Raw genomic sequence first — 24,485 nt, forward strand, 5'->3', positions numbered from 1 at the left:
CGCTAGTCAATGCCTCTGAAGCGGTTAAGTCAAACCGGCTGACCTGCAGCTTTACCGATACAGTTGATCGGTTCAGGTGGCTCTACCTGCGGTGGGGCGAGCCGGTCCCCCTTTCCCCGCCCGACCCGACCACTCCGCCGCCACCTCGAGCCCTCAGGTCGATTCCCAGGCCCCGCGACGACCTGAGGGCTCAAGGTGGGAGCAGACTCCCGCCGCGCCCACCGTGTCCTGGGTTACAGCTACCCTGAAACCATGGATCCCCTCCCCGACCGCATCACCGACGAGCGCCGCCACCGCCTCAACGACGCCCTCACGTTGGCCGTGGGACAGGGACGGATCGACCTGACCGAGTTCTCCGAACTCAGCGACGCGGTCTGGTCCACCACCGACGTCGAGCGCTTCGACCGGCTCGAGGCCCTGGTGACCGGGAACGACGGACACCGCGACGTCGAGGAACTCGCCGCCAAGGCAGCGGCCCCGGTCCCCGACTTCCCCACCGTCGGGCCCCCTCCGGGCGTCCCCCAGGTGAACTCCCCCTCGCAGAACCTGTGGTTCGGCGACCTCGAACGCAGCGGCAACATGCAGCTCGCCGAGCAGGAGAAGCTCTTCCTGCTGTTCGGGGACGTCCGGCTCGACCTGCGTGAGGCGTCCCTCTCCGCCCCGACGACACATCTGCACGTCACCTCGATCTTCGGCGACGTGAAGCTCACCGTCCCACCCGGCATCCGGGTGGAGAACCGGATGTCGCTGGTCTTCGGCGACGTCAAGGCCGACCAGGGGCCGCGGCTCAGCCCGGGCGCACCCGTGGTCGTCCTCACCGGGCACGCCACCTGCGGTGACCTGAAGATCACCGTCGCCGAACCCGGCGTCCCCCTGAAGAAGAGCTGGTGGGACTGGCTGACCGGCTAGCTCTCGGTCGTGCCTTCTGTGCCTTCTTCGTCATCCTCGTCGTCGAGGCTCAGACCCAGCTCCGCGAGCTCGGCCCGCAGGTTCTCCATCGACAGCTGGACCTCCTCGACGCCGGCGCCGGCACCCGCACCATGCGCGTGGCCGTGGTCGTACTCGTCGTGCAGCCCGGTGAGCCCCGCGGCATCCCCCTCGCCACCGCCCAGGGTGCGGCCGATCTCAGCGTAGGCCGGGTAGATCACGTCCTGCTCCAGCATGGCGCGCAGCGGCTGGTCGCAGAAGGCGTTGTCCAGGGCGTTGGTCGTCATCTCCAGGAACTGCCAGTACTCCAGGCCGAAGTTCTCGGCCAGCGCGATCATCTCGCCGCTCATCGTGCAGCCGGAGACCAGCCGGTTGTCGGTGTTGACCGTGCAGGTGAAGCCCAGTTCGTAGAGCAGGTTGAACGGGTGCTCGGCGATGGTGTCGCACACACCGGTCTGCGTGTTCGAGGTCGGGCAGATCTCCAGGGGGATGCGCCGGTCACGCACGAACCTGGAGACCTCGCCGAGCGCGATACCGCTCATGGAGGCGTCGAAGTCCTCGTAGATGCGCACACCGTGGCCGATGCGCACGGCACCCTGACGCAGGCCGTCGGCGATGGACTCCACGCCGGCCGCCTCACCGGCGTGGACGGTGACGGGCACGAGGTTCTCGCGCAGGATACGGAACGCCTCGACGTGGTTCGACGGCGGGAAACCGTCCTCCGCACCGGCGATGTCGAAGCCCACGACGTAGCCGTCCGCGGGGCTGTCCACACCGTGGTTGTCGACGGTGAGCTGGGCGATCTCCGCGGCACGGTCGGCGTGGCGCATGGCGCACAGCAGCAGCCGGGCGTGGATGGTGCCGCCGCGCTCGGCGACGGCGCGCTCACCGGCCCGCGCACCTTCCACGGTGGCGTCGACGACGTCCTGCAGGCTGAGCCCCTTGGCCTGGTGCTGTTCGGGGGCGAAGCGCAGCTCGGCGTAGCAGACACCGTCTGCGGCGAGGTCCTCGACGGCCTCGCGGGTCACCCGGACCAGGGAGTCACGGGTCTGCATCACGGCGGTGGTGTGGTCGAAGGTGGTGAGGTAGGTGGGCAGGTCGCCGGAGTTGGCGGCGTCGAAGAACCACTTCTCCAGCTCGCCGGCGTCGGTGGTCGGCAGTCCCTCGTAGCCGGTCTCCGCGGCGATGTCGATGATGGTCTGCGGCCGCAGACCGCCGTCGAGGTGGTCGTGGAGCACGACCTTGGGCAGCCGGCGGATCACGTCCGGGTCCACGGTGGCCTGCTGGGCTTCCTGGGATTCCTGGGATTCACTGTCTCGGGGGTCAGTCATGGTGACCCAGGATAGCCCCGCGCAGTCACGATGTCCGTGCCCGGCCCCGCTGGCGATAGAATAGGTGCCCGATGAACGCACACACTCTCCCCCGCCGCCGCTCCCTCACGGCCACCGTCCTCACCGCGTCGTTGGCGGTCAGCCTCGCCGGTCCGCTCGCCGCCCCCGCCTTCGCGGAGACCGGACTCAACGGCGTGGAGAAGGACGACTGGCTGCCGTTGACCGCCGACCCGGGCGCCCCGTTGCCGCCGGACCGTTTCCTCGACACGGACCGCTGCCCCTTCGCCGCGGAGCTCCCCCCGGCGTTCGACGCCGACGCACTGCCGGACGAGGGGCAGGACGCCCCGGCGCCGATCACGGTGGAGCGTCCGGACCCCGGCGGCGAGGCGCTCGACACGTGCGGCCCGGTCTCCGCACCGGGCCTGGACATGCCGGAGCGGCTCAGCCTGGGCAGCTACATGGTGTACGACGTCGACTCCGGCGACGTGCTGGCCACCAAGGACCCCTACGGGCTGTACCGTCCGGCGTCGATCATCAAGGCGTTGCTGCTGATGACCGCGCTGGACAACCTCGACATGGACCAGGTCGTCCCGGTCAGTGACGAGGCCGTGGCCGTGGACGGTTCCCAGGTGGGTGTGGGCCCGGGCGGACGCTACACCGCCCGTGAGCTGCTGCTGGGCCTGGCGATGCGTTCCGGCAACGACGCCGCGATCGCGCTCGCCGAGGCCATGGGCGGCCAGGAGGCCACGGTGGCGAAGATGCAGGAGCTGGCCGATTCGTTGGGCACGCAGGCCACCCGCGTGGTCACCGTGCACGGGCTCGACAGCCCCGGGGTGCAGACCACCGCCTACGACATGGCCCTGATCTACCGCGAGGTCTTCCAGCGGGAGGACGCCCGCGCGATCCTCGGCCAGGAGACCATGGACTTCCCCGGCTACGACGACATGGAGGGTTTCGAGCTCTCCAGCGACAACGAGATGCTGTTCAACTACCCGGGCACGATCGGCGGCAAGACCGGCTTCACCGACAACGCCCGCCACACCTTCTCGGTCGCCGCGGAACGCGACGGACGCACCCTCGGCGTGGTGCTGCTGAACTCCACGATCGCCGCAGGACGCCCCGCGGAGCAGGCCAGCGCCATTCTCGACGCCGCCTTCGCCGCCCCGGCCGACGCGTCCATCGGCACGCTCGACGCACCGGAGGAGGAACCCGCCCCGCAGGAGACCGCCGCGCAGGACGCCACGGCGCAGGACGCGTCCGATGCCTCTGACTCCCCCGACGGCGTGGACGTGCGTGCGATCGCCGGCGTCGGCATCGCCGTCCTGCTGCTCGGCGTGCTCGCCGCGGGCGCGGCGCGCTTCCGGCGCCGCTGAACGCGGCAGGAACCTACCGGCGGCGTCGGGCCCGGCCGAGCAGGCCGGCCGCGGCCGCACCGACGGCGGTGCCGATCCCGACCATCCCGACGGGGCTGAGGGAACGCGCCCCGGGCCGCACCTCCTGGCGCACGCGGATGACCGCGGCGGGCGGTGCGTCCGGCACCATCTCCGCCAGCGCCTCCGGGGTGGTCGCGGTCCAGGCGGCGAGGTAGAGCGTGACCCGCCAGACCAGGTAGAGCACGACCATCACACCGATGACCGGGCCGAAGGCCGCGCCCGCCGGGTTGGACAGCGCGTTGGAGAAGATCATCGTGGCCACCTGCTTGATGACCTCGAAGGCCACCGCCCCGATCACCGCGGCACGGGCCGCCGCCGGGCGCGGGACGCGGTACCGCGGCAGGTAGAGCATCAGCCAGAAGAAGACGATCCAGTTGGCGATCAGCGCCACGACCAGGGCCACCAGCCAGGTGATGAACCTGATGCCGGGGACGTCGCCCAGCCCGATGGCGTCCAGCGCACTCGTGGTGAAACCGCCGCCGCCGATCGCGGTCACGGCGAACGCCACCGCCAGCGCGATGAGCAGGCCGAACAGGCCGACCAGGTCGCTGATCTTGCCCTTGAGGAAGTTCTCCGCCTTGCCGGGGACCTTCCACATCTCGGAGACACCCATGCGCAGGTTGGCCATCCACCCCAGCCCGGTCCACAGGGCCAGCACGAGGCCGATGCCGAACACGCTGCCACGTTGGTCGATCGCCTGGGTGATGATGTCGTTGATCGTGTCGCCGAGCTCACCGCCCGCCGACTCGGTCACGGTGTCCATGATCTCGTCGAGCAGTTCCTCGTTGCCGGCCACGACCATCGCCACGGTCGCGAAGACCAGCATGATCAGCGGGAAGATCGACAGGACCGAGAAGTAGGTGATGCCGGCGGCGAAGTGGTTGCCACCCTGGTCGGTGTAGCGCTCGTTCATGCGCATCACGTGGTCGAACCACGGCCACTTGTCCCGGTAGCGGTCGATCGCCCCCGGGGAGTCGTCCGTGGACCGTTCGATGCCGTGGTCGTCCAACTTATCCCGGTCGGAGGCGGTGATCGTGCGAGCCATCGGAAGGACTCCTCTTGTGTATGTCTCTTGGTCTTGTGTATGTCTCTTGGTCGTCGGTATTAAAGGTCGTACCCGTGGCACCACACTAGTTCATGGCCAGCGACGTGGACCCCTACCTCAGCAACCCCATCTTCCCGTACACGTCGGCGACCACGGACTCGGCGACGACGCCGGCCTTCTCGGCTCCCCGGTCGAGGATGCGCTGCAGCTCGGCGGGGTCGGCCATGTACTCGTCGTAGCGGGCCTTCAGCGGGGTGGTGAACGCCGTGAGTGCCTCGGCGGTGTCGACCTTCAGCGCACCGTACTGCGCCCCGGCCGCCTGGTAGTCGGCGACGATGTCGTCCACGCTGCGCCGCGTGAGGGCGGACTGGATCACCAGCAGGTTGGACACACCGGGCTTGTTCTCCCGGTCGAAGCGGATCTCGCCGTCGGTGTCCGTCACCGCGGACCTGATCCGCTTGGCGGAGGTCTTCGGGTCGTCGAGCAGGTTGACCAGGCCCTTGGGGTTGTCGCCGGACTTGCTCATCTTCGCCGTGGGGTCCTGCAGGTCGTAGATCTTCGCCGCACCCTCCGGGATGAACCCGTCCGGCACCACGAACGTCTCGCCGAAGCGGGCGTTGAAGCGCTCGGCCAGGTTGCGGGTCAGTTCCAGGTGCTGGCGCTGGTCCTCGCCCACGGGCACGAGCTGCGGGCGGTAGAGCAGGATGTCCGCGGCCATGAGCATCGGGTACATGAACAGGCCGGCGGAGGTGCGCTCGGCACCACGCTTGGCGGACTTGTCCTTGAACTGGGTCATCCGCGAGGCCTCGCCGAAGCCGGTGAGGCAGGTCAGCACCCACGCCAGCTCGGCGTGCTGGGGCACCTGGGACTGCACGAAGATCGTGGACTTCTCCGGGTCGATGCCCAGCGCCAGCAGCTGCGCCACCCCGGCGAGCGTGCGCTCGCGCAGTTCGGTGGGGTCCTGGTCCACGGTGATGGCGTGGAGGTTGGGGATGAAGTAGAAGGCGTCGTACCCGTCCTGCAGGTCGATCCACTGCCGGACCGCCCCGAGGTAGTTCCCGAGGTGGTAGGAGTCCGCCGTGGGCTGGATGCCGGACAGGACGCGCTTGATCTGTGCTTCATCGCTCATGGCAGCACATGTTACCCGCGCACTTTGGCGATCCGTAGCAGTGCCTCCGCATCCGGGTCCCCCACTCCCAGCGGACGGCCCCGCGGGTACACCGCGCGCAGCATCCGACGGAAGATCACGCCGGTCACGGGGACCGCCACGAGCTCGCCGGACGCCAGTTGCGCCGACACCGCCCGCGCGGCGATCACCGTCGGCTCCCCCATCCCGGTCACCGCGGCGCGTTGCGCGGCCAGGGAACCGAACTCCCCGGCGGGTTCGGCCAGCGGGCCCAGGGCCGCCTCCACGATCTCGCGGCTGCCCGAGCCCTGCTCCCGGGTGATCAGCGGGGTGCGGCGCAGCTGCCCCGCGGTCACCCCCGTCCCGGCCCACGGGTGTGTCGGCGGGACGACGAGGATGAGGTCGTCCACCCCGACGACGTCGGACGCCAGGCCGTGCGAGACCTCCGCGCCCTCGACGAAGCCCAGGACGCACTCCCCTCCCGCCACCGCCTCGCACACCTCGGCGCTGTTGCGCGAGCGCAACAGCAGGCGCACCGCCGGGTTCTCCCGGTGGAAGCGTGCGGCCCACGTCGGGAAGTACAGTTCGGCGACGGTGTTCGACACCGCCACGGGCAGTGAGCGCACCGCGTCCGGACGCGTCGTCGCCGCGACCGTGCGGGAGAACTCGCCCGCCGCGCCGAGCAGGTCGCGGGCGGCGTCCAGCACGGTCCTGCCCCGCTCCGTGGGCTCCGATCCCCCCACCCCGCGGCGGAAGACCACCACGCCGAGCGTCTTCTCCGCCGCGGCCACCCGGGCGCTGACCGTCTGCTGGCTCAGCCCCAGGTCACGTGCCGCGGCGGCGATGCTGCGGTGCTCGTCGACGGCGACGAGGGTGGCGATCTGGTCGACCGGCGGGACGTGGGGGTACATATGGTCACTGTACCCCGTTCCACCTGCACCGTTATCCCCGGTCCGCGTCCGCCCCGGCTACGGTCGGCAACCATGACCACCGCGACGCCCCTCCCCGCACCCGGCCCCGCCTGGGGCGGGGCGCTGATGGGAGTCTCCGTCACCGCGTCGATGGTCGGGGTCCACGTCGGGAGTGTCGCGGGCGGTGTCGTGACCGTCGTCGCCGTCCTTGTCGCCGTCGTGCTGCTCAGCGGGGGCCGAAGCTGGCGGACCACCGACCTGCCGGCCTGGTCGACGGTGACGATGGGTGTCCTGGCCCTCGGCTCCGCCGCCGACTCCACCCTCGGGTTCACCACGGTCCACCTGGTCACCTGGCTGGTCGGGACCGTCGCCGCCGTCGTCGTGTTCGTTCCGCAGACCCTGGCCCTGGTGCGCGGCAGACTGCCCCGCACGTTCCCGGCGGCGTTACCCCTGGTCACCCCGATGGTGGCCGCCACCAACGCCGCCCAGCTGGGCCACCCGCTGCCCGGTACGCTATGTTTCGTGGCGTCGCTGCTGACCGGCGTCCCCGCCCTCTGTCTCGTCTACCTCACCGCAGGACGGCACCCGGAACCGCCGGCCGCGGCCACGGCGTGGATCCCCCTCGGCATCGTCGGTCAGAGCGCCACCGCCGCCCTGCTGCTCGCCGGGTGCACGGTCTACGCCGGTGCCGTCCTCGCCCTGGGGGTCCCCGCCGCACTGTGGGCCCTGCGGGTCCACTGGGGGACGCTGCTGCGGACCCCGCCGGCCACGTCCCTCGCCACCTACGGCCCCGCCTGGTGGTCCTGCACCTTCCCCGTCGGCACCTGCAGCCTGGGCACCCACCACCTGTCCCTCGCCACCGGTGCCGCCTGGCTGGACGGGGTCAGCGCCGTGCTGCTCGCACTGCTCGTGCTGCACGTCGCCCTCGCCACGGCGGGACTGGCAGGTCAGCTGTACGTGACCAGCACCGGCGAGTGGTCGCTCCAGCGCAGGTCGTAGTGCTCCGCCCGGTCCACCCAGGCGGCCTCGACGCGGTCCATCAGGTCGGACGTCGCGGCCTGGTAGTCGATGCGCCAGCCGGCGCCCGTGTCGAAGGCCTTGCCACGCCACGTCCACCACGAGTACGGGCCGTCCTCGTCCGGGTGGAGCCGACGCAGGGCGTCGAACCAGCGCGGTTCCTGCGCCGCCTGCGGCGCCGCCCCGGCGGGGACGTACTCCACCGCGCCGACGTAGTCGGACGGCTGACCCGCCGGGTTGCCGGTGCGTCCTGCGTCGGTGGGGTCGCCGACCTGCGTCGCCCCGTCGGGGAAGGTGCCGAACACCGAGTCCATGAACGCGCGTTCGGACGGCAGGAACCCGGACTTCTTCCGGTTGGGACGCCAGTTCTTCAGGTCCTGACGCCGGTGGCAGATGTTCCAGTCCCCGCCCACGACCATCTGCGGGTGTACCGCGGCCTGCTGCTCCAGGTAGGGGCCGAAGACGTCGAGGAAGCGGAACTTCTCGTCCTGCTTCGCGGTCCCCTCCGCGCCGGACGGCAGGTAGACGCTGGCCACGCGCAGGCCGGCGGTGGTGGCCTCGATGTAGCGTCCGGCGTCGTCGAACTCGGTGCTGAAGCCCTCCCCGAAACCGACCTGCACGTCCTCGATCGCATGGCGCGACAGGACGGCGACCCCGGCGCGTCCCTTCGCCGCGGCTTCCGCCTGCACCAGATGCCAGCCGGCCTCCAGTGCCGGGGCCAGCGCCTTCTGCGTCTGCTCCGGGGTGGCGCGCACCTCCTGCAGCAGCACCACCTCCGCCGGGGTGGACTCCAGCCACGGCAGGATCCCGTGGTTGTCCTCGTTGCGGACCTTCGCGGCGGCACGGATGCCGTTGACGTTGACGGTGGCGACTGTGATGCTCATGCCCTAGACACTAGCGGGCGGTGTCCCGGCACGACGGCGCAGGAGGTAGGTCGGCACGAAGACCGCGATACCGCACAACGCCATGCCCATGCCCGCCAACGCCGGTGCCGAGTAGGAGTACCCGGCGCTGATCACCGCGCCACCGACGGCCGCACCGGCGGCGTTGGCCAGGTTCAGCGCGGAGTGGTTCATCGAGGCGGCGAGGTTCTGCGCGTCCCCGGCGACGTCCATCAGACGGGTCTGCAGGTTGATCGTCATCACCGAGCCGGACATGGCGATCAGCCCGAAGTTCACGATGGCCAGCCAGGCGACCGAGCTCGTGAAGTAGAACGCGCCGAGCATGACCACCATGGCCACCAGGGAGCCGAAGATCGTGCCCTCCACGTTGACGTCCGACAGCCGGCCGCCCACGTAGGTGCCGGCGACCATGCCCACGCCGTAGACCATGAGCACCAGCCACATGAAGCTCTCCGGGAAGCCCGCGCGCTCGGTCATCGTCCAGGAGATGTAGGTGTACACGCAGAACATGCCGCCGAAGCCGACCGTGCCGAGCAGCAGCGTGAGCATCACCTGCGGGTTCACCAGGGCACTGAGCTCGGTCGCCGGACGCGTCGCCGGCATCATCGTCATGTGCGGCAGCGAGTACCACAGGCCGACCAGGGTGACCAGGCCGATCACCGCGACCAGGGCGAAGGCGGCGTTCCAGCCGAGCTGCTGGCCGATCCACTGTGCGGCGGGCACGCCGGCGACGGTGGCCACCGACAGCCCCATCGACACCTGCGCCACCGCACGGCCGCGCTTGCCCGGGTCCGCCATGGACGCGCCGATCAGCGCGGCGGCGGCGAAGTAGGCGCCGTGCGGGATGCCGGCGATGAACCTCGACAGCATCAGCAGCCCGTAGGAGCCGGCGAGCACGCTGAGCGCGTTGCCCACGGTGAACGCCGCCATGAGGATCAGCACCAGCCGACGCCGCGGCATCGACCCGGTCAGCGCCGTGATCACCGGGGCGCCGACGACCACACCCAGGGCGTAGGCGGTGATGACGTGCCCGGCGGTGGCCTCGGAGATGGAGAAGTCGTCGGCGATGTAGTTCAGCAGACCCATCGCGACGAACTCGGTGGTGCCGATGCCGAACCCGCCGAGGGCGAGCATGAGGATCGCGATGGGGCGCCGGCGGCGCCCCATCTCCGTCTGCCGTGGCAGCGGACGACGGTGCGGACGCGGCAGGTCGGTGAGCCGCTTCAGGCGCGACGGCGCGGTGTCGGTTTCGGTCACGGGTGGCTCCTCGGTCAGTAGTTCACGGTCACAGTCAATGATCAACCCGTATCGATTCAGATATATTCCAGGCGTCTGTCGGGGAGACTTCACTGATACCGAGATAACGGTCTCTCCCCGGGTGTAGGGTATCGGGCGCCTTCTTTCGTCCCGGAGCCAACCCTCGCCCGCCGACGCGACCGGCATTGCCGTATCATCGCGATGGTAGATGCCCGGGCGGAACCTTTCCACAGGAAGGACCCGCGGGGCAGTTCACTGAGATAACGAGACGACATTACGCAGGTGCGCCCCGTCGGCGTCCCTCACGAGGGGACGGCCGACCGGCCGCGGCACCAGCCGGTGACCACCGGCGTGACTATCGAAGAGGGAGACACCGGCCCATGGCCAAGATCATCTACACGCGAACCGACGAAGCACCACTGCTCGCGACCTACTCGCTGAAGCCCGTCATCGAGGCCTTCGCCTCCACCACCGGCGTGGCCGTGGAGACCCGGGACATCTCCCTGGCCGCCCGCATCCTCTCGGCGTTCGACGACGTCCTGCCGGAGAACCAGCGTGTCCACGACGCCCTCGCCGAGCTCGGCGAGCTCACCAAGCAGCCGGACGCCAACATCATCAAGCTGCCGAACATCTCGGCGTCCGTCCCGCAGCTCAAGGCCGCCGTCGCCGAGCTGCAGGCCCACGGTTACGACCTGCCCGACTACCCGGACGAGCCGTCCACCGACGAGGAGAAGGACGCCCGCGCCCGCTACGACTCCGTCAAGGGCTCCGCGGTCAACCCGGTGCTGCGCGAGGGCAACTCCGACCGCCGTGCCCCCAAGGCGGTCAAGAACTTCGCCCGCAAGCACCCGCACCGTATGGGCGAGTGGTCGGCCGACTCGAAGACGAACGTCGCGACCATGTCGGACGGCGACTTCCGCCACAACGAGCAGTCCGTGGTCATCGACGGCGACGACACCCTCACCATCCGCCTCGTCGGTGACGACGGCGAGACCACCGTCCTGAAGGACGGCCTGAAGGTGCTCGACAAGGAGATCGTCGACACGACCGTCCTGCGCGCCACGGACCTCGACGCCTTCCTCAAGGCGCAGGTCGCCCGCGCCAAGGAGGAGGGCATCCTCTTCTCCGCACACCTGAAGGCCACGATGATGAAGGTCTCCGACCCGATCATCTTCGGCCACGTGGTGCGCGCCTTCTTCTCCGACGTCTTCGACACCTACGGCGAGACGCTCTTCGCCAAGGGCCTCAACGGCGAGAACGGCCTCGCGGCCATCTACTCCGGCCTCGAGGACTACGCCGACGAGATCGGCGCCGACCTGGCCGCCGAGATCCGCGCCGCCTTCGACAAGGGCCTGGCGGACGGCCCGGACCTGGCCATGGTCAACTCGCACAAGGGCATCACCGGCCTGCACGTGCCGTCCGACATCATCGTCGACGCCTCCATGCCGGCGATGATCCGCAGCGGCGGCCACATGTGGAACAAGGACGACGCGGAGCAGGACGCCCTCGCCGTCATCCCGGACTCCTCCTACGCCGGCGTGTTCCAGACCGTGATCGAGGACTGCCGGAAGAACGGCGCCTTCGACCCGACCACGATGGGCACCGTGCCCAACGTGGGCCTGATGGCGCAAAAGGCCGAGGAGTACGGCTCCCACGACAAGACCTTCAAGATCGCCACCGCCGGCACCGTCGAGGTCGTCGACTCCTCCGGTGAGGTGCTCATGTCTCACACCGTCGCCCCCGGCGACGTGTGGCGTGCCTGCCAGGCCAAGGACGTGCCGATCCGCGACTGGGTGAAGCTGGCCGTGAGCCGTGCCCGCGACACCGGTGCCCCGGCCGTGTTCTGGCTCGACCCGGAGCGCGCCCACGACCGCAACATGACCGCCAAGGTCGAGGAGTACCTCAAGGACACCGACCTGGTCGGCGACATCGAGGGCCTGGACCTGCGCATCCTCTCCCCGGTGGACGCCTGCCAGCTGTCCGTGGACCGCATCCGCGCCGGCGAGGACACCATCTCGGTCTCCGGCAACGTGCTGCGTGACTACCTCACCGACCTCTTCCCCATCATGGAGCTGGGCACCAGCGCCAAGATGCTGTCCATCGTGCCGCTGATCGCCGGTGGCGGGCTGTTCGAGACCGGTGCCGGCGGATCCGCACCGAAGCACGTCCAGCAGCTCATCGAGGAGGACTACCTGCGCTGGGACTCCCTGGGCGAGTTCCTGGCCCTGGCCGAGTCGCTGCGTAAGCTCGCCGAGACCGACAACAACCCGCGCACCCCGATCCTGGCGGACGCGCTGGACGCGGCGACGGAGCGCATCCTCAACGAGGACCTCTCCCCCGCCCGTGTCGTCGGCGAGATCGACAACCGCGGCAGCCACTACTGGCTGGCACGCTACTGGGCGCTGAACCTGTCGAAGCAGACGGACGACGCCGAGCTCGCCGAGATCTTCGCCCCCGTCGCCGAGGAGCTCGAGGCCAAGTACGAGACCGTCAAGAAGGAGATGCGTGGCGGCCAGGGGTCCTCAGCGGACCTCGGCGGCTACTACTGGCTCGACGAGGAGAAGACCACGAAGGTCATGCGCCCGTCCGCCACCTTCAACGCGGTCATCGACGGGCTCACCGCCCGCAACGCCTGATCCGCGCGGCTCCCCTTCACTGAACAGCTCGGTCTACCGGTGACAATGTGCTGACCTGCACATTTCGCCGAAAGTAGACCGAGCTGTTTGCTGCCTGGACGGTGGTGGGTTATCGTGTTCCCAGCGAAACGACACCTCTGACCCCCGAAGGGACCACCACACTCATGAGCACCAGGTACGACAACTCCGACTCCGCCTCCTGGGGATTCGCCTCCCGCGCCGTCCACGCCGGGCAGACCGTGGACTCCGACACCGGAGCCCGCAACCAGCCGATCTACCTCACCACCTCCTACGTCTTCGACTCCGCCGAGCACGCCAAGCAGCGCTTCGCCCTCGAGGACCTCGGCCCGGTGTACAGCCGGCTGACCAACCCCACCCAGGAGGCCCTGGAGAACCGCATCGGTTCCCTGGAGGGCGGCGTGCACGCCGTGGCCTTCGCCTCGGGCCAGGCCGCCGAGACCGCCGCGATCCTCAACCTCGCCGGCGCCGGTGACCACATCGTGACCTCCCCGCGCCTCTACGGCGGCACGGAGACCCTCTTCGGCGTCACCTTCGCCCGCCTGGGCATCGAGGTCACCTTCGTCGAGGACCCGGACGACCTGGACTCCTGGCAGGCCGCCGTGCAGCCGAACACCAAGGCCTTCTACGGCGAGACCTTCGCCAACCCGCAGGCCGACGTCCTCGACATCCCGGCCGTCGCCGAGGTCGCACACCGCAACAACGTGCCGCTGATCGTCGACAACACCGTCGCCACCGCCGCGCTGGTGCGCCCCCTGGAGCTCGGCGCGGACGTCGTCGTCGCCTCGCTGACGAAGTTCTACACCGGCAACGGCTCCGGCCTCGGCGGCATCCTCGTCGACGGCGGGTCCTTCGACTGGACCGTCGAGCGCGACGGCGAGCCGGTCTTCCCGTCCTTCGTCACCCCGGACCCCGCCTACCACGGCCTGAAGTACGCCGACCTCGGTGCCGCCGCCTTCGGCCTGAAGGCCCGCGTGGGCCTGCTGCGCGACACCGGCGCCGCACTGTCCGCCTTCAACGCCTGGGTCACCATCCAGGGCCTGGACACCCTCGCCCTGCGCGTGCGCAAGCACAACGAGAACGCCGAGATCGTCGCCGGCTCCCTCGCCGAGAACGCCGCCGTCGCCACGGTGAACTACGCCGGGCTGCCGGACTCCCCCTGGTACGCCACCAAGGAGAAGCTGGGCCTGGAGTACACCGGCTCGGTGCTGTCCTTCGACCTCGCCGTCGACGACGTGTGGTCCGACGAGGCCCGCGAGAAGGCCTGGGCCTTCATCGACGCCCTGAAGCTGCACTCCAACCTGGCCAACGTCGGCGACGTGCGCTCGCTGGTCGTGCACCCGGCGACCACCACGCACTCCCAGTCGGACCAGAAGGGCCTGGCCCGCGCGGGCGTGAACCTCGCCACCGTCCGGCTCTCGGTGGGCATCGAGGACATCGAGGACATCCTCGCCGACCTGCAGCTCGGCTTCGACGCGATCAGCTGAGGCCACCGCACATGAGCATCGACCCCCGGTCCCTGCCCGCCTCCCACTCCTCGGCGACCGTCCCCATCGGGACGTTCACCACCGAGGCGGGCGTGGACGTCCCCGGCGCCGAGCTGCGCCTGTTCGCCTGGTACGAGGGCACCGCCGAGGAGGCGGTGGCGCGCCCGGTGATCGTCATCGAGCACGCCCTGACCGCCGACGGCGACGCCGACGACTGGTGGTCGGGCATCATCGGCCCGGGGCAGGCGCTCGACACCGAACGCTACCTGGTGCTCTGCGCGAACTGCCTCGGCGGCTGCCAGGGCTCCACGGGACCGTCCTCGGCGCACCCGGACGGCGGGGCCTGGGGGTCCCGCTTCCCCGCACTGTCGATCCGCGACCTCGTCGCCGCGGAGAAGACGCTGCTCATCGACGTACTGGGGGTGCGCCGTATCCGCGGCGTCGTCGGTGCGTCCATGGGCGGGGCCCGCGTGCTGGAGTGGACGTTCATGTACCCGGAGGTCGTGGAGGCCGCCCTGCCCGTCGCCGTCTCGGCGCGGGCCTCGGCCTGGCAGATCGGCATCCAGTCGGCGCAGATCCGCTTCATCACCGCCGACCCCTGCTGGCAGGACGGCGACTACCACGGCTCCGGCCGCATCCCCTCCCACGGTCTCGGCCAGGCCCGCCGCATCGCGCACCTGACCTACCGTGGTGAGCTCGAGCTCGACGAGCGCTTCTCCACCGAACCGCAGCCCGGCGAGAACCCCTACGGCCCCTACAACTCCCCCACGGAGCGATTCGCCGTGGAGAGCTACCTCGACCGGCAGGCCGAGAAGCTGGAGGCCCGGTTCGACGCCGGCAGCTACGTGATCCTCACCGACGCCCTGAACCGCCACGACGTGGGACGCGGGCGCGGCGGCATGAACGCGGTGCTGGGCTCCTCCCAGGTGCCGACGATGGTCGCCGGCATCGACACCGACATCCTGTACCCCTACCACCAGCAGGAGCACCTCTCCCGCAACCTCGGGGACTTCATCGGACTGTCGAAGATCACCTCCCCCACCGGTCACGACGGCTTCCTCACCGAGACCCGTCAGATGACCATGATCCTGGACAAGTTCCTCACGAAGGCCGCGCTGCTCGCGCAGCGCTGAGCCCGCCTACCCCGCCGCGGCGGTCGCCCGGGCGTACACCGTCTCGCCCACGCTGGCGGGCCCGAGCCCCAGCGTGCGGGCGTCGCCGCGAGTGATCTGCGCGGTGAACTCCTCGCCGTCGGCGGCGTCGGTGAGTTCCACGCGCACCTCGAAGCCGAGCACGGCGACGCGTCGGACCACGGCCTCGCGCACCCCGGTGGCGGCGATCTCGTTGCCGGGCACCTCCGGGTCGGCGTTGCGTCCGAGCCGGATGTCGTGGGGACGTACCGTCGCACCGTCCAGCGTGGTGACGTGGCCCAGGAAGGACTGCACGAAGGGGGTCTCCGGGGCGTCGTAGAGGGCGGTGGGGGTGCCGACCTGCTCGATGCGTCCGTCACCCATCACGGCGATGCGGTCGGCGACGTCGAGCGCCTCCTCCTGGTCGTGGGTGACCAGCACCGTGGTGACGGTGAACTCCTCGTGCATGTGGCGCAGCCAGGTGCGCAGGTCCTCACGCACCTTGGCGTCGAGCGCGCCGAAGGGCTCGTCGAGCAGCAGGACGCCCGGGTTCGGCGCCAGGGCACGCGCCAGCGCCATGCGCTGCCGCTGGCCGCCGGACAGCTGCGAGGGGTAGCGCGTGTGGTAGCCGGCCAGGCCGACGATCTCCAGCAGCTCGTCGACACGGGCGTCGATCTCCTTGCGCGGACGCTTGCGTACGGACAGGCCGAAGGCCACGTTGTCGCGCACGGTCATGTGCTTGAAGGCGGCGTAGTGCTGGAAGACGAACCCGATGCCGCGGTCCTGCGGCGACAGCCGGGTCACGTCGGCACCGTCGATCACGACGGCACCGGAGTCGGGGTGTTCCAGCCCGGCGATGGTGCGCAGCAGGGTGGACTTTCCGGAGCCGGACGGGCCGAGCAGGGCGGTCAGCGAGCCTTCGGGGATCTCCAGGGAGACGTCGTCGAGGGCGGTGAAGTCGCCGTAGGTCTTCACGGCGTGGGAGACGGAGATGGTCATCTAGGAAACCTTCTTCTTCTGCAGCAGGGTCATGACGACCAGGACGATCACGGAGACGATCATCAGCAGGGTCGCCGCGGCGTAGGCGCCGTAGACGTTGTTGTCGTCGAGGTAGCGGGAGTGCACGAGCAGGGTCAGGGTCTGTCCGCCGCCGGCGAACCCGGAGGCGACCATGATCACCGCGCCGAACTCGCCGAGGGCGCGGGCGACGGTGAGCACCACGCCGTAGGACAGGCCCCAGCGGATCGACGGCAGGGTGATCCGTCGGAAGGTCTGCCAGGAGGACGCGCCCAGCGTGGACGCCGCCTGCTCCTGTTCGGTGCCGATCTCACGCAGCACCGGTTCGACCTCCCGGACGATGAACGGCAGGGTGACGAACACGGTGGCCAGCACCATGCCGGGCAGCCCGAAGATCACCCGGAAGCCGAGGTCCTCGACACCGCCGAACCAGCCGTCGGTGCCCCACAGCATGATCAGGGCCACGCCCACGATCACCGGCGACACCGCGAAGGGCAGGTCCACGACGGCCTGGACGACGGACTTGCCGGGGAAGCGTCCCCGCACCAGTCCGAGGGCGACGACGATGCCGAAGACCACGTTGAGCGGCACGGTGATCACCACGATGAGCAGCGAGGTCTGCAGCGCCGACACCGCCGCCGGGGTGGTGATCCACTCCCAGAACTGGCCGACGCCGGGTTGCACCGTGCGCCACAGGATCGTGCCGACGGGCAGCGCGACGAGCACGGCCAGGTACACCAGCGCGAGGGTGCGCAGTGTCAGGACACTTCTCTTGGACTGGTTCATGCGTCCTGCTCCTTCCGGGAGCTGCGGTCCCCGACGAGGCGGAGGACGAGGAGTACGACGAAGGTGATCACCAGCAGCGCCACCGACACCGCGGCGGCGGCCGCCGGGACGTCCGACTCGATCTGTTCCTGGATGTACTGGGAGGCGACCTGGGTCTCACCGGGGATGTTGCCGCCGATGAGCACCACGGAGCCGTACTCGCCGATCGCGCGGGCGAAGGCCAGGCCGGTGCCGGACAGCACCGCCGGCCACAGGGCCGGCAGGATGATGCGGCGGAAGATCGTGGCGTTGGACGCCCCGAGCGAGGCGGCGGCCTCCTCCACGTCGTGGTCGAGTTCGATGAGCACGGGCTGCACCGAGCGCACCACGAAGGGCAGCGTGACGAACGCCAGGGCGATCACGAGGGCCGGCTGGGTGGCGTTGATCGTGATGTTCATCGGGCTGTCCGGCCCGTACAGGCTGAGCAGCACCAGGGAGGCCACGATGGTGGGCAGGGCGAACGGCAGGTCGATGACCGCGTCCACGATGCGCCGGCCGGGGAAGTCGTCGCGTACCAGCACCCAGGCGATCAGGGTGCCGGTGACCATGTTGATCACCGCCACGGCCAGGGACACCTTCGCGGTGACCCAGAGGGTCTGGCGTGCGCCCTCGGAACTGACCGCCTCCCAGAACCCGCCGATCCCGCCGGAGAACGCCTCCGTGGTAAGCGCGACCAGGGGCAGCAGCACGATGACGGACAGCCAGAGTGTGGCGGTGCCCATGCTGAGTTTGGTCGTCCTGTCGCTCATGGTCACACCGCCTGGTAGATCGTGGTGATGGCGCCGCTGTCCTCGCCGCTGCCGGGTTTCGCCCGCTTGAACAGGACCTGGTCGACCAGGTCCCAGTCCGCCGCGGTGCCCTCGGGGTCGAGGTCCGGGTCGAGCTCGCGGAAGGCCGCGGCGAGTTCGTCGACGGTGTGCACCGTGTCCAGCTCGCGGAAGGCGTCACGCTGCCCGGCCGGAAGGGAGTCGATGACGTCGGTGGTGTCGTCGAAGAGGTCGGGTCCGGGCCGGAAACCCTCCGCCGCCCACAGCTTCTCCGCCTCGGGGGTGAACAGGTAGTCGCGGAACTCGGTGGCCTTGGCAAGGTCGCCGTCCGGGTCGTCGGAGGTGTCGACGAGGGCGACGGGGTTCTCGATGCGGAAGGTGTCGTCCGGCACGGTGTAGTCGATGCGACCGCCGTTGCGGTCCAGCTCGATGGCCTCGTTCTCGTAGGACAGCAGGACGTCGCCCTGCCCGCTCTCGAAGGCGGAGGTGGCCTCGCGTCCGGACTTCGGACGCACGGTGAAGTGCGCCCCGACCAGCTGGGTGAGCTTGTCGAGCGCCTCCGAGTGGGCGGTGCCGGTGTCGGCGCCGCCGTCGAGGGCCTGGAAGAACCAGCTGGCGTAGGGGGCCAGCAGGTTCCACTTCGCCGAGCCGGAGCTCGCGGGGTTCGGACTGATGACCTCGACCCCGGGTTCCAGCAGGTCGTCCCAGTTCTCCAGGCCCAGCGGGTTGCCCTCGCGGGTGACGAAGGAGACCACGGAGCCGAAGGGGACGGACTTCCCGGACTCGTCGCCGGGGACGTCCTCACGCCAGTCGTCGGCCACCTGGCCGGCGTCGACGAGACGTGTCACGTCCGGCTCGACGGAGAAGTTCACGATGTCGGTCGGCAGGTGGCGGGCAACCTTGCGCGACTGGTCGCCGGAGGCGCCGTAGCTCTCGGCGAAGCCGGTGTCCGCGCCCTCGGGCGTGCCGCGGAAGCCGCGGATCACGGCCTCGAAACCGGGCTTGGGGACGGCGTAGGCGACGAGGTTCAACCGCTCGTCGCCGGACGAGACGTCCACGACCCCCGGGTCGTCGACGGTTCCGCCGGGCAGTGCGAACACCCCGGCGACGGCCACCAGGCCGACACCGACGAGTACCGCCCCCAGGCTGGGTTTGAACGCCACGTGGTTTTCCTCTCCTCCGCACAGACTGCTCTGTCTACTACGCAGGAGACACTATCGCCCCACCTCCGGACCCCCGCAGCGTTCCATTCACCACGAATGGAATCACCCGTCCAGTGCGGTGAACTCCGGTACCACGTGCTCGGCCAGCTCCCCCAGCACTTCCGCCACCGGTCGCCCACCCCCGGCGAGGTGCAGCGACACGTGGTTGACCCCCATCGCCCGCTGGGACGCCAGGATCTCCAGCAACCCGCGCCGACCCGTGCGGTACCCGAAGTCGCGCCCCTCGACCGGCAGGTCGGCGTCCTGCGACAACTCCAGCCACATCGACTCGGCGAAGGGTTTGAACCGCTCGCCGCAGGACGCCCGCCAGCGGTCCACCATCACCTTCTGCTGCGGCAGCGACCGGTGGTAGGTCAGCCACCCGTCGCCGTGGGCGGCGTTGTAGTCCATGTTCTGCTGGCACGACCCCGTCGGCAGCACCGGCACCGCGCCGCCGGACGGCGTGGGCACCACGTCCGCACCCGCCATGCGCCCGCGCGACCAGTGCACCGGACGCCCCGTCGGCGCCCACGCCGCGCGCAGCACCTCCAGGTGCTCGCGGAACAGCGCGGCGTGCTCCCCCTTCTCCAGGCCGAAGGCCGGGAACTCCTCGGGGCGGTCCCCGCTGGCCACACCCATGAGGAAGCGTCCCGCGCTGAGCCGGTCGAGCCCGGCCGAGCGCTTCGCCAGCAGCAGCGGGTGCGCCAGCGGCAACACCACCGCCGCCGTCCCCAACGCGATCCGGTCGGTGTGCGCGGCGAGCCAGGTCAGGTACATGAACGGGTCGTGGACCTGGCCGACGTCACCGAAGGTCTCGACCCGCAGCGGGATGTCGCGCGCCCACACCGCGGCGACGCCGGCGTCCTCCGCCAGCCGGACGAGGTCCACCTGCGCCGCGACGTCCTGCAGGTCCGGGCCGGTCGCCCCGAGCGGCAGGGTCAGCCCCAGGGTCATCTCCCCCTCGGCGAAGGTCCTGGCGAAACCGGGCTTCACGACTAGCTGCCCAGCGCGTCCACGGACACCGCCACCAGCAGCATCGCCGCCCCCACCGCGGCACAGAACAGCGAGTCGAACTTGCGCGAGCGTACCGACAGCACGCCCAGGATCTCCCCGTCCACGATCCAGCGCAGTGCGGCGAGCACCAGCATGCCGGTGCCCACCGTCACCGTGCCACGACGCCAGCGGTCGGCCACCAGGAACACCAGCCCCACCACCATCACCAGCACGAACCCCACGACCAGCAGCATCTGCACCGTCTGGTTGAGCCGCGAGTGCGGCACCCGCGCATCGTGCGGGTTGCGCAGCAACGTCCGGCGCTCGGCCGGGGTCAGCTCGACGAGGTCGGCCTTGTCGGATTCTGCAGTGTCGGTGGTGTCGGGAGCGTCGCTCACACCAGTCGCTCCGCCCGTTCCACCACGTTGTGGACCAGGAAGGCGCGGGTCAGCGGGCCGACGCCGCCGGGGTTCGGCGAGACGGCACCTGCCACACCCCACACGTCCGGGTGCACGTCGCCGGCGAGCTTGCCGTCCACGCGCGAGACTCCGACGTCCAGCACCGCGGCGCCGGGCTTCACCATGTCCGCGGTGAGCATGTGCGGCTTACCGGCGGCGGCGACGATGATATCGGCGTCCCGGGTCTCCTTGGCGAGGTCCTTCGTCCCGGTGTGGCACAGCACCACGGTGGAGTTCTCCGTCCGACGGGTGAGCATCAGGCCGATGGGACGGCCCACGGTCACACCACGGCCGATGACCACGGTCTTCGCCCCGTCGAGCTCCACGCCGAAGCGACGCAGCAACGCGATCGCCCCGTTGGGCGTGCAGGGCAGCGGCGCCGGCTCCATCAGCACGAGCTTGCCGAGGTTCACCGGGTGCAGGCCGTCGGCGTCCTTCGCCGGGTCGATGCGCTCGAGCACCGCGTTCTCGTCCAGGTGCTTCGGCAGCGGCAGCTGCACGATGTAGCCGGTACACGCCGGGTCGGCGTTGAGCTCGTCGATCACGGCGTTGAGCTCCTCCTGCGAGACGTCCGCAGGCAGGTCGCGCCGGATGCTGTTCACCCCGATCTGCTCGCAGTCGCGGTGCTTCATCTTCACGTAGGAGTGGCTCCCCGGATCGTCGCCGACGAGGACGGTGGCCAGCCCCGGCGTGACCCCCTTCTCCTTCAGCGCCGCCACGCGGCGGGTGAGGTCCTCGACGATCTCGTCGCGGTACAGTTTGCCGTCAAGCTTGGTCGCATCAGTCACCGCACCATTATGGCACCCTCAGCGTCCGCCCGGGAACCCCGCCTGCCGCCACGCCTCGTAGGCGGCGACGGACGCCGCGTTCGACAGGTTCATGCTGCGCCGTCCCTCCTGCATCGGGATGCGCACCTGCCGGGTGATCCGTGGGTCCGCGAGCGCCTCGTCCGTCAGGCCGGTGGGCTCGGTGCCGAAGAGCAGGACGTCCCCCGGTTCGTAGTCGACGTCGGTGTACCAGGTGTCGGCGTGGGCGGTGAAGGCGAAGACCCGCGCACCTGCGGCGCCGGCGAGTTCGTCCAGCGCCGCGTCCAACGACGGGTGCACCTGCACGTCGGCGAGGTCGTGGTAGTCCAGCCCGGCGCGCCTGAGGTGCTTGTCGTCGAAGTTGAAGCCCAGCGGCTCGGCCAGGTGCAGCGAGGCACCGGTGCCGGCGCACAGGCGGATCGCTGCCCCGGTGTTGCCGGGGATAGCCGGGTGCTCGAAGAGGATGCGGCAGTACGGGGTGTTCTCGCTCACTGCTCCCACCAGGCCTTCAGCGTGTCGGTGAACCAGGACAGGTCGTGGACCCCGGCCATCTCCCGGGCCGAATGCATCGACAGCAGCGGGATACCGACGTCGACGGTGGGGATGCCGAGCCGGGTGGCGGTGATCGGCCCGATGGTCGAGCCACAGGGGACGTCGTTGTGGCCGGCGAAGACCTGGTCGGGGGCCCCGGCGGCACGGCATGCCGCGCGCCACGCCGCGGAGGTGGCGGCGTCGGAGGCGTAGCGCTGGTTGGCGTTGACCTTCAGCACCGGGCCGCCGTTGACGACGGGGCGGTTGACCGCGTCGTGCTTGCCCGCGTAGTTCGGGTGCACGGAGTGGGCGGCGTCGGCGGAGACGCAGGACGACCGGGCGAACATCGCCCGGGTACCCTCCACGTCCGCCCCCAGCGCCGTGGAGGTCCGCGTCAGCACGTCCTCGAGCACGGGTCCGGCCGCGCCACTCGTCGTCGCGCTGCCGACCTCCTCGTGGTCGAAGGCTGCGAGCACCGGGACGACCCCGTCGACGTCCTCCGCCGAGAGGAAGGCCTCCAGGGAGGTGAAGACGCTGCTGAGGTTGTCCATGCGCCCGGCGGCGATGAAGTCACCGCGTGCACCGAAGACCTCGCCGCGCTGGGCGTCGACGGTGATCAGGTCGTGGGCGAGGATGTCGTCGGCGTGCACGTCGGGCACGTCGAGCGCACCGGCGACGACCTCGCCGATCGTCGGCGAGCCGTCACCGACGGCGAACACCGGCTGCATGTGCTGCTGCCGGTCGAGGGTGAAGCCGCTGTTCACGCTGCGGTCCAGGTGGATGGCCAGGTGCGGGACGCGCAGCACCGGGGCGGTGCGCACCAGGTGCTCGCTGCCGTCGGCGAGGACGACCCGTCCGGCGAGCCGCAGTTCGCGGTCCAGCCAGGCGGGCAGGATGGCCCCGCCGTAGACCTCGACGGCGGCCTGACGCCACCCTCCGGGCCCGACGATGTCGCCGACGGGCTTGAGTTTCAGCCCCGGGGAGTCCGTGTGGGAGCCGACGATGCGGAACCTGTCGGCCGTCCCCTCGGGGACGCGCCAGGCCAGCACCGCCCCACCGCGCACGATGTAGTGCCCGCCGGGCGAGGCGTCCCACGTCTCCTTCTCGTCCTGCCGGTGGAAGCCGGCGGCGGCGAGCCGGGACGCCACCTCGGCGGCCGCGTGGTAGCTGCTGGGGGACGCGTCAATGAAGTCAATAAAGTCGAGATAGTCGGCGGTGCCTGTCATGGCCACCAGTAAACCACCCGTCACGGACACCGACACCGTCGGCCCTGCAGTAAGACGAACATGTGTTCGATCGATTCGCCTTTCCGTCGTTTCATGTCCGGGGCCCTTGATAGCGTGATCGACATGACGGACACCACACCACCGCCACCACGTCACGGCTTCCGGGAGGACGCCCACTTCCTTCGCCAACTCGACATCGTCGCCAACGAGCTCATGGGGGACCTCGGCCACCGCCCCCACTGGTCGGTCGAGGTCGACACCTCCCCCGCCGTGAGCGCGACCCGCCGCATGAACGTGGCAATGCTCGACCTCGCCCGCGCCTCCACCCCGCTGGACGACGCGGACGTCACCGAGCACTACTCACGCCTGCAGGCGCAGACCTCCATCACCCACGGACGTGCGGAGACCTTCTGCGACGTCGGGCTGCTCTGCCTGCGCATGCCGCGTCTGTCCGTGCACCTGGGCCGCGGCATGCTCGGCTACGACCATCTGCGTGTCCTGGCCCGTGCCGCCGACGGCGTCGCTCAGGACGACCCCGCACTCCTCGCCGAGGTGGAGACGGCACTGATCAAGGTACTCACCCCGCGACGCGACGAGCAGGCCATGCCCGGTCCCCGCACGCTGTACAACCGGATCGCCAAGGCCATCGACGACGTCGACGAGCTCGCCCGCCCCCTGGACCCGAACGCCGCACCCACCACCGCCGAGCGGCCGCGGCGTCAGGTCAACGTGGACACCTACGACCAGGAGACCACGGCGATCACCGCCGTCCTGCCCGCCGTCGAGGCCGAGGAGTTCCTCACCGTGCTCGACGCGGTCTGCCGGGACCAGGGGTGTTCCCGCGCGGACGCGATGATGCACCTGGCCCGCGGCACCGCGGAGGTGAAGGTCACGCTCAACCTCTACCGCGACATCGACGGCGCCACCGCCGCCACCGACTCCGGCCACTGGCTGGACGCGATGGCCACCGAGCAGTTCATGGAGCGCGTCACCCACCTGCGCGTCGCCGGGCACGACCAGGTGGAGTCCTACGTCCCCACCGCCCAGATCCGCACCTTCGTCCGCGGCCGCGACGGCACCTGCCGCTTCCCGGGCTGCGACGTCGCCGCACCGAACTGCGACCTCGACCACGTGCGGCGCTACGACCACGACGACCCCGCCGCCGGCGGACCCACCGACACCCGCAACCTGCAGTGCCTGTGCCGCGCCCACCACCTGCTCAAGACCCTGGGCTGGTGGGACCCGACCATCGCCGGCGACGGGACGGTGATGTGGACCAGCGTCGACGACGGCCACACCCTCGTCACCGAACCCTCCGGCCCGCTCGCCGGCTACGCACGCACCACCTTCGCCGAGCGGGCGTCGCGGCGCTACGCCGTGGTCCGGGAGCACAACACCGGCGGGTTCCACGACGACGGGGCGGAGGTGCCGTTCTGACAC

22 protein-coding genes are annotated in these 24,485 nt (G+C 70.2%); 7 read left to right on the top strand and 15 right to left on the bottom strand.

Annotation, left to right across the window (positions count from 1 at the left end; translation table 11 throughout):
* Positions 1–252: 252 nt before the first annotated feature.
* The gene (locus ACT3UN_RS05595) at positions 253–909 is read left to right on the top strand and encodes a LiaF domain-containing protein (RefSeq protein ID WP_441578785.1); all 657 of its coding nucleotides are present in this window, start codon (positions 253–255) and stop codon (positions 907–909) included.
* Here ACT3UN_RS05595 and ACT3UN_RS05600 read toward each other — a convergent pair.
* A complete protein-coding gene (locus ACT3UN_RS05600; RefSeq protein ID WP_301442486.1) occupies positions 906–2,258 on the bottom strand; it encodes an adenosine deaminase in 1,353 nt (450 codons plus the stop codon). The two genes, ACT3UN_RS05595 and ACT3UN_RS05600, sit on opposite strands and share 4 nt — an antisense overlap.
* Before the next feature lie 71 nt (positions 2,259–2,329).
* On the opposite strand from ACT3UN_RS05600, the gene ACT3UN_RS05605 reads away from it, so the two are divergent.
* Complete coding sequence (locus tag ACT3UN_RS05605) at positions 2,330–3,631, top strand: D-alanyl-D-alanine carboxypeptidase family protein (RefSeq protein ID WP_301442485.1); 1,302 nt, start codon at positions 2,330–2,332, stop codon at positions 3,629–3,631.
* A gap of 13 nt (positions 3,632–3,644) precedes the next feature.
* On the opposite strand, the gene ACT3UN_RS05610 is transcribed toward ACT3UN_RS05605, so the two are convergent.
* The 3 genes from ACT3UN_RS05610 to ACT3UN_RS05620 all read right to left on the bottom strand — a co-directional run bounded on the left by ACT3UN_RS05610 (position 3,645) and on the right by ACT3UN_RS05620 (position 6,773).
* The gene (locus ACT3UN_RS05610; RefSeq protein ID WP_301442484.1) at positions 3,645–4,736 is read right to left on the bottom strand and encodes a YhjD/YihY/BrkB family envelope integrity protein; all 1,092 of its coding nucleotides are present in this window, start codon (positions 4,734–4,736) and stop codon (positions 3,645–3,647) included.
* Between the two features lie 112 nt (positions 4,737–4,848).
* Positions 4,849–5,865: a tryptophan--tRNA ligase gene (gene trpS, locus ACT3UN_RS05615; RefSeq protein ID WP_301442483.1), complete on the bottom strand. Its 1,017-nt coding sequence runs from the start codon at positions 5,863–5,865 to the stop codon at positions 4,849–4,851.
* 11 nt (positions 5,866–5,876) lie between these two features.
* The gene (locus ACT3UN_RS05620) at positions 5,877–6,773 is read right to left on the bottom strand and encodes a LysR family transcriptional regulator (RefSeq protein WP_444656675.1); all 897 of its coding nucleotides are present in this window, start codon (positions 6,771–6,773) and stop codon (positions 5,877–5,879) included.
* 72 nt (positions 6,774–6,845) lie between these two features.
* Here ACT3UN_RS05620 and ACT3UN_RS05625 point away from each other — a divergent pair, with 72 nt between their 5' ends.
* Positions 6,846–7,772 (top strand): SLAC1 family transporter, encoded by a 927-nt coding sequence (locus ACT3UN_RS05625; protein WP_441579703.1) that lies wholly within the window; start codon positions 6,846–6,848, stop codon positions 7,770–7,772.
* Here the strand turns inward: ACT3UN_RS05625 and ACT3UN_RS05630 are convergent.
* Together ACT3UN_RS05630 and ACT3UN_RS05635 are read right to left on the bottom strand one after the other, a co-directional pair.
* The gene (locus ACT3UN_RS05630; protein ID WP_301442480.1) at positions 7,721–8,674 is read right to left on the bottom strand and encodes an exodeoxyribonuclease III; all 954 of its coding nucleotides are present in this window, start codon (positions 8,672–8,674) and stop codon (positions 7,721–7,723) included. The two genes, ACT3UN_RS05625 and ACT3UN_RS05630, sit on opposite strands and share 52 nt — an antisense overlap.
* A gap of 3 nt (positions 8,675–8,677) precedes the next feature.
* Positions 8,678–9,859 carry an MFS transporter gene (locus ACT3UN_RS05635; protein ID WP_301442488.1) on the bottom strand — a complete coding sequence of 394 codons (1,182 nt, stop codon included), beginning with the start codon at positions 9,857–9,859 and terminating at the stop codon, positions 8,678–8,680.
* 470 nt (positions 9,860–10,329) lie between these two features.
* Between ACT3UN_RS05635 and ACT3UN_RS05640 the strand changes: the two genes are divergently transcribed.
* From ACT3UN_RS05640 to metX, 3 genes are all read left to right on the top strand, one after another.
* Positions 10,330–12,585 carry an NADP-dependent isocitrate dehydrogenase gene (locus ACT3UN_RS05640; RefSeq protein ID WP_441579702.1) on the top strand — a complete coding sequence of 752 codons (2,256 nt, stop codon included), beginning with the start codon at positions 10,330–10,332 and terminating at the stop codon, positions 12,583–12,585.
* A gap of 164 nt (positions 12,586–12,749) precedes the next feature.
* Complete coding sequence (locus ACT3UN_RS05645; RefSeq protein WP_301442478.1) at positions 12,750–14,090, top strand: O-acetylhomoserine/O-acetylserine sulfhydrylase; 1,341 nt, start codon at positions 12,750–12,752, stop codon at positions 14,088–14,090.
* 11 nt (positions 14,091–14,101) lie between these two features.
* A complete protein-coding gene (metX, locus tag ACT3UN_RS05650; protein WP_441579701.1) occupies positions 14,102–15,223 on the top strand; it encodes a homoserine O-acetyltransferase MetX in 1,122 nt (373 codons plus the stop codon).
* A gap of 6 nt (positions 15,224–15,229) precedes the next feature.
* Here the strand turns inward: metX and ACT3UN_RS05655 are convergent, their stop codons facing one another.
* The 9 genes from ACT3UN_RS05655 to ACT3UN_RS05695 form a co-directional block, all read right to left on the bottom strand.
* Positions 15,230–16,219, bottom strand: coding sequence for a sulfate/molybdate ABC transporter ATP-binding protein (locus ACT3UN_RS05655; RefSeq protein ID WP_301442476.1), 990 nt, complete (start codon positions 16,217–16,219; stop codon positions 15,230–15,232).
* Entirely contained in the window at positions 16,220–17,023 is an 804-nt protein-coding gene (locus ACT3UN_RS05660; protein ID WP_441582309.1) for a sulfate ABC transporter permease, read from the bottom strand.
* Positions 17,020–17,811, bottom strand: coding sequence for a sulfate ABC transporter permease subunit CysT (gene cysT, locus ACT3UN_RS05665; RefSeq protein WP_441579107.1), 792 nt, complete (start codon positions 17,809–17,811; stop codon positions 17,020–17,022). Before cysT ends, ACT3UN_RS05660 begins: the two co-directional genes overlap by 4 nt.
* A gap of 2 nt (positions 17,812–17,813) precedes the next feature.
* Positions 17,814–18,992, bottom strand: coding sequence for an extracellular solute-binding protein (locus ACT3UN_RS05670; protein ID WP_301442844.1), 1,179 nt, complete (start codon positions 18,990–18,992; stop codon positions 17,814–17,816).
* 102 nt (positions 18,993–19,094) lie between these two features.
* Complete coding sequence (locus tag ACT3UN_RS05675) at positions 19,095–20,024, bottom strand: TIGR03571 family LLM class oxidoreductase (RefSeq protein WP_444656677.1); 930 nt, start codon at positions 20,022–20,024, stop codon at positions 19,095–19,097.
* A gap of 2 nt (positions 20,025–20,026) precedes the next feature.
* A complete protein-coding gene (locus ACT3UN_RS05680; RefSeq protein ID WP_301442842.1) occupies positions 20,027–20,422 on the bottom strand; it encodes a DUF3017 domain-containing protein in 396 nt (131 codons plus the stop codon).
* On the bottom strand, positions 20,419–21,270 hold the full coding sequence (locus ACT3UN_RS05685; RefSeq protein WP_301442841.1) for a bifunctional methylenetetrahydrofolate dehydrogenase/methenyltetrahydrofolate cyclohydrolase: 852 nt from the start codon (positions 21,268–21,270) through the stop codon (positions 20,419–20,421). Before ACT3UN_RS05685 ends, ACT3UN_RS05680 begins: the two co-directional genes overlap by 4 nt.
* Before the next feature lie 18 nt (positions 21,271–21,288).
* Complete coding sequence (locus ACT3UN_RS05690; RefSeq protein ID WP_441579106.1) at positions 21,289–21,780, bottom strand: tRNA (cytidine(34)-2'-O)-methyltransferase; 492 nt, start codon at positions 21,778–21,780, stop codon at positions 21,289–21,291.
* Positions 21,777–23,045: a M18 family aminopeptidase gene (locus ACT3UN_RS05695; RefSeq protein ID WP_441579105.1), complete on the bottom strand. Its 1,269-nt coding sequence runs from the start codon at positions 23,043–23,045 to the stop codon at positions 21,777–21,779. Before ACT3UN_RS05695 ends, ACT3UN_RS05690 begins: the two co-directional genes overlap by 4 nt.
* Before the next feature lie 123 nt (positions 23,046–23,168).
* On the opposite strand from ACT3UN_RS05695, the gene ACT3UN_RS05700 reads away from it, so the two are divergent.
* A complete protein-coding gene (locus ACT3UN_RS05700; protein ID WP_444656679.1) occupies positions 23,169–24,482 on the top strand; it encodes an HNH endonuclease signature motif containing protein in 1,314 nt (437 codons plus the stop codon).
* Positions 24,483–24,485 lie beyond the last annotated feature (3 nt).

The sequence above is a fragment of the Corynebacterium sp. AOP12-C2-36 genome (genome assembly GCF_052379185.1).
Taxonomy (GTDB): domain Bacteria; phylum Actinomycetota; class Actinomycetes; order Mycobacteriales; family Mycobacteriaceae; genus Corynebacterium.

Excerpts from the sequence above, each read along its gene's own strand:
- ACT3UN_RS05595 (WP_441578785.1), top strand. The coding sequence starts at position 253 with ATGGATCCCCTCCCCGACCGCATCACCGACGAGCGCCGCCACCGCCTC.
- ACT3UN_RS05600 (WP_301442486.1), bottom strand. The coding sequence starts at position 2,258 with ATGACTGACCCCCGAGACAGTGAATCCCAGGAATCCCAGGAAGCCCAG.
- ACT3UN_RS05605 (WP_301442485.1), top strand. The coding sequence starts at position 2,330 with ATGAACGCACACACTCTCCCCCGCCGCCGCTCCCTCACGGCCACCGTC.
- ACT3UN_RS05610 (WP_301442484.1), bottom strand. The coding sequence starts at position 4,736 with ATGGCTCGCACGATCACCGCCTCCGACCGGGATAAGTTGGACGACCAC.
- trpS (WP_301442483.1), bottom strand. The coding sequence starts at position 5,865 with ATGAGCGATGAAGCACAGATCAAGCGCGTCCTGTCCGGCATCCAGCCC.
- ACT3UN_RS05620 (WP_444656675.1), bottom strand. The coding sequence starts at position 6,773 with ATGTACCCCCACGTCCCGCCGGTCGACCAGATCGCCACCCTCGTCGCC.
- ACT3UN_RS05625 (WP_441579703.1), top strand. The coding sequence starts at position 6,846 with ATGACCACCGCGACGCCCCTCCCCGCACCCGGCCCCGCCTGGGGCGGG.
- ACT3UN_RS05630 (WP_301442480.1), bottom strand. The coding sequence starts at position 8,674 with ATGAGCATCACAGTCGCCACCGTCAACGTCAACGGCATCCGTGCCGCC.
- ACT3UN_RS05635 (WP_301442488.1), bottom strand. The coding sequence starts at position 9,859 with ATGGGGCGCCGCCGGCGCCCCATCGCGATCCTCATGCTCGCCCTCGGC.
- ACT3UN_RS05640 (WP_441579702.1), top strand. The coding sequence starts at position 10,330 with ATGGCCAAGATCATCTACACGCGAACCGACGAAGCACCACTGCTCGCG.
- ACT3UN_RS05645 (WP_301442478.1), top strand. The coding sequence starts at position 12,750 with ATGAGCACCAGGTACGACAACTCCGACTCCGCCTCCTGGGGATTCGCC.
- metX (WP_441579701.1), top strand. The coding sequence starts at position 14,102 with ATGAGCATCGACCCCCGGTCCCTGCCCGCCTCCCACTCCTCGGCGACC.
- ACT3UN_RS05655 (WP_301442476.1), bottom strand. The coding sequence starts at position 16,219 with ATGACCATCTCCGTCTCCCACGCCGTGAAGACCTACGGCGACTTCACC.
- ACT3UN_RS05660 (WP_441582309.1), bottom strand. The coding sequence starts at position 17,023 with ATGAACCAGTCCAAGAGAAGTGTCCTGACACTGCGCACCCTCGCGCTG.
- cysT (WP_441579107.1), bottom strand. The coding sequence starts at position 17,811 with ATGAGCGACAGGACGACCAAACTCAGCATGGGCACCGCCACACTCTGG.
- ACT3UN_RS05695 (WP_441579105.1), bottom strand. The coding sequence starts at position 23,045 with ATGACAGGCACCGCCGACTATCTCGACTTTATTGACTTCATTGACGCG.
- ACT3UN_RS05700 (WP_444656679.1), top strand. The coding sequence starts at position 23,169 with ATGACGGACACCACACCACCGCCACCACGTCACGGCTTCCGGGAGGAC.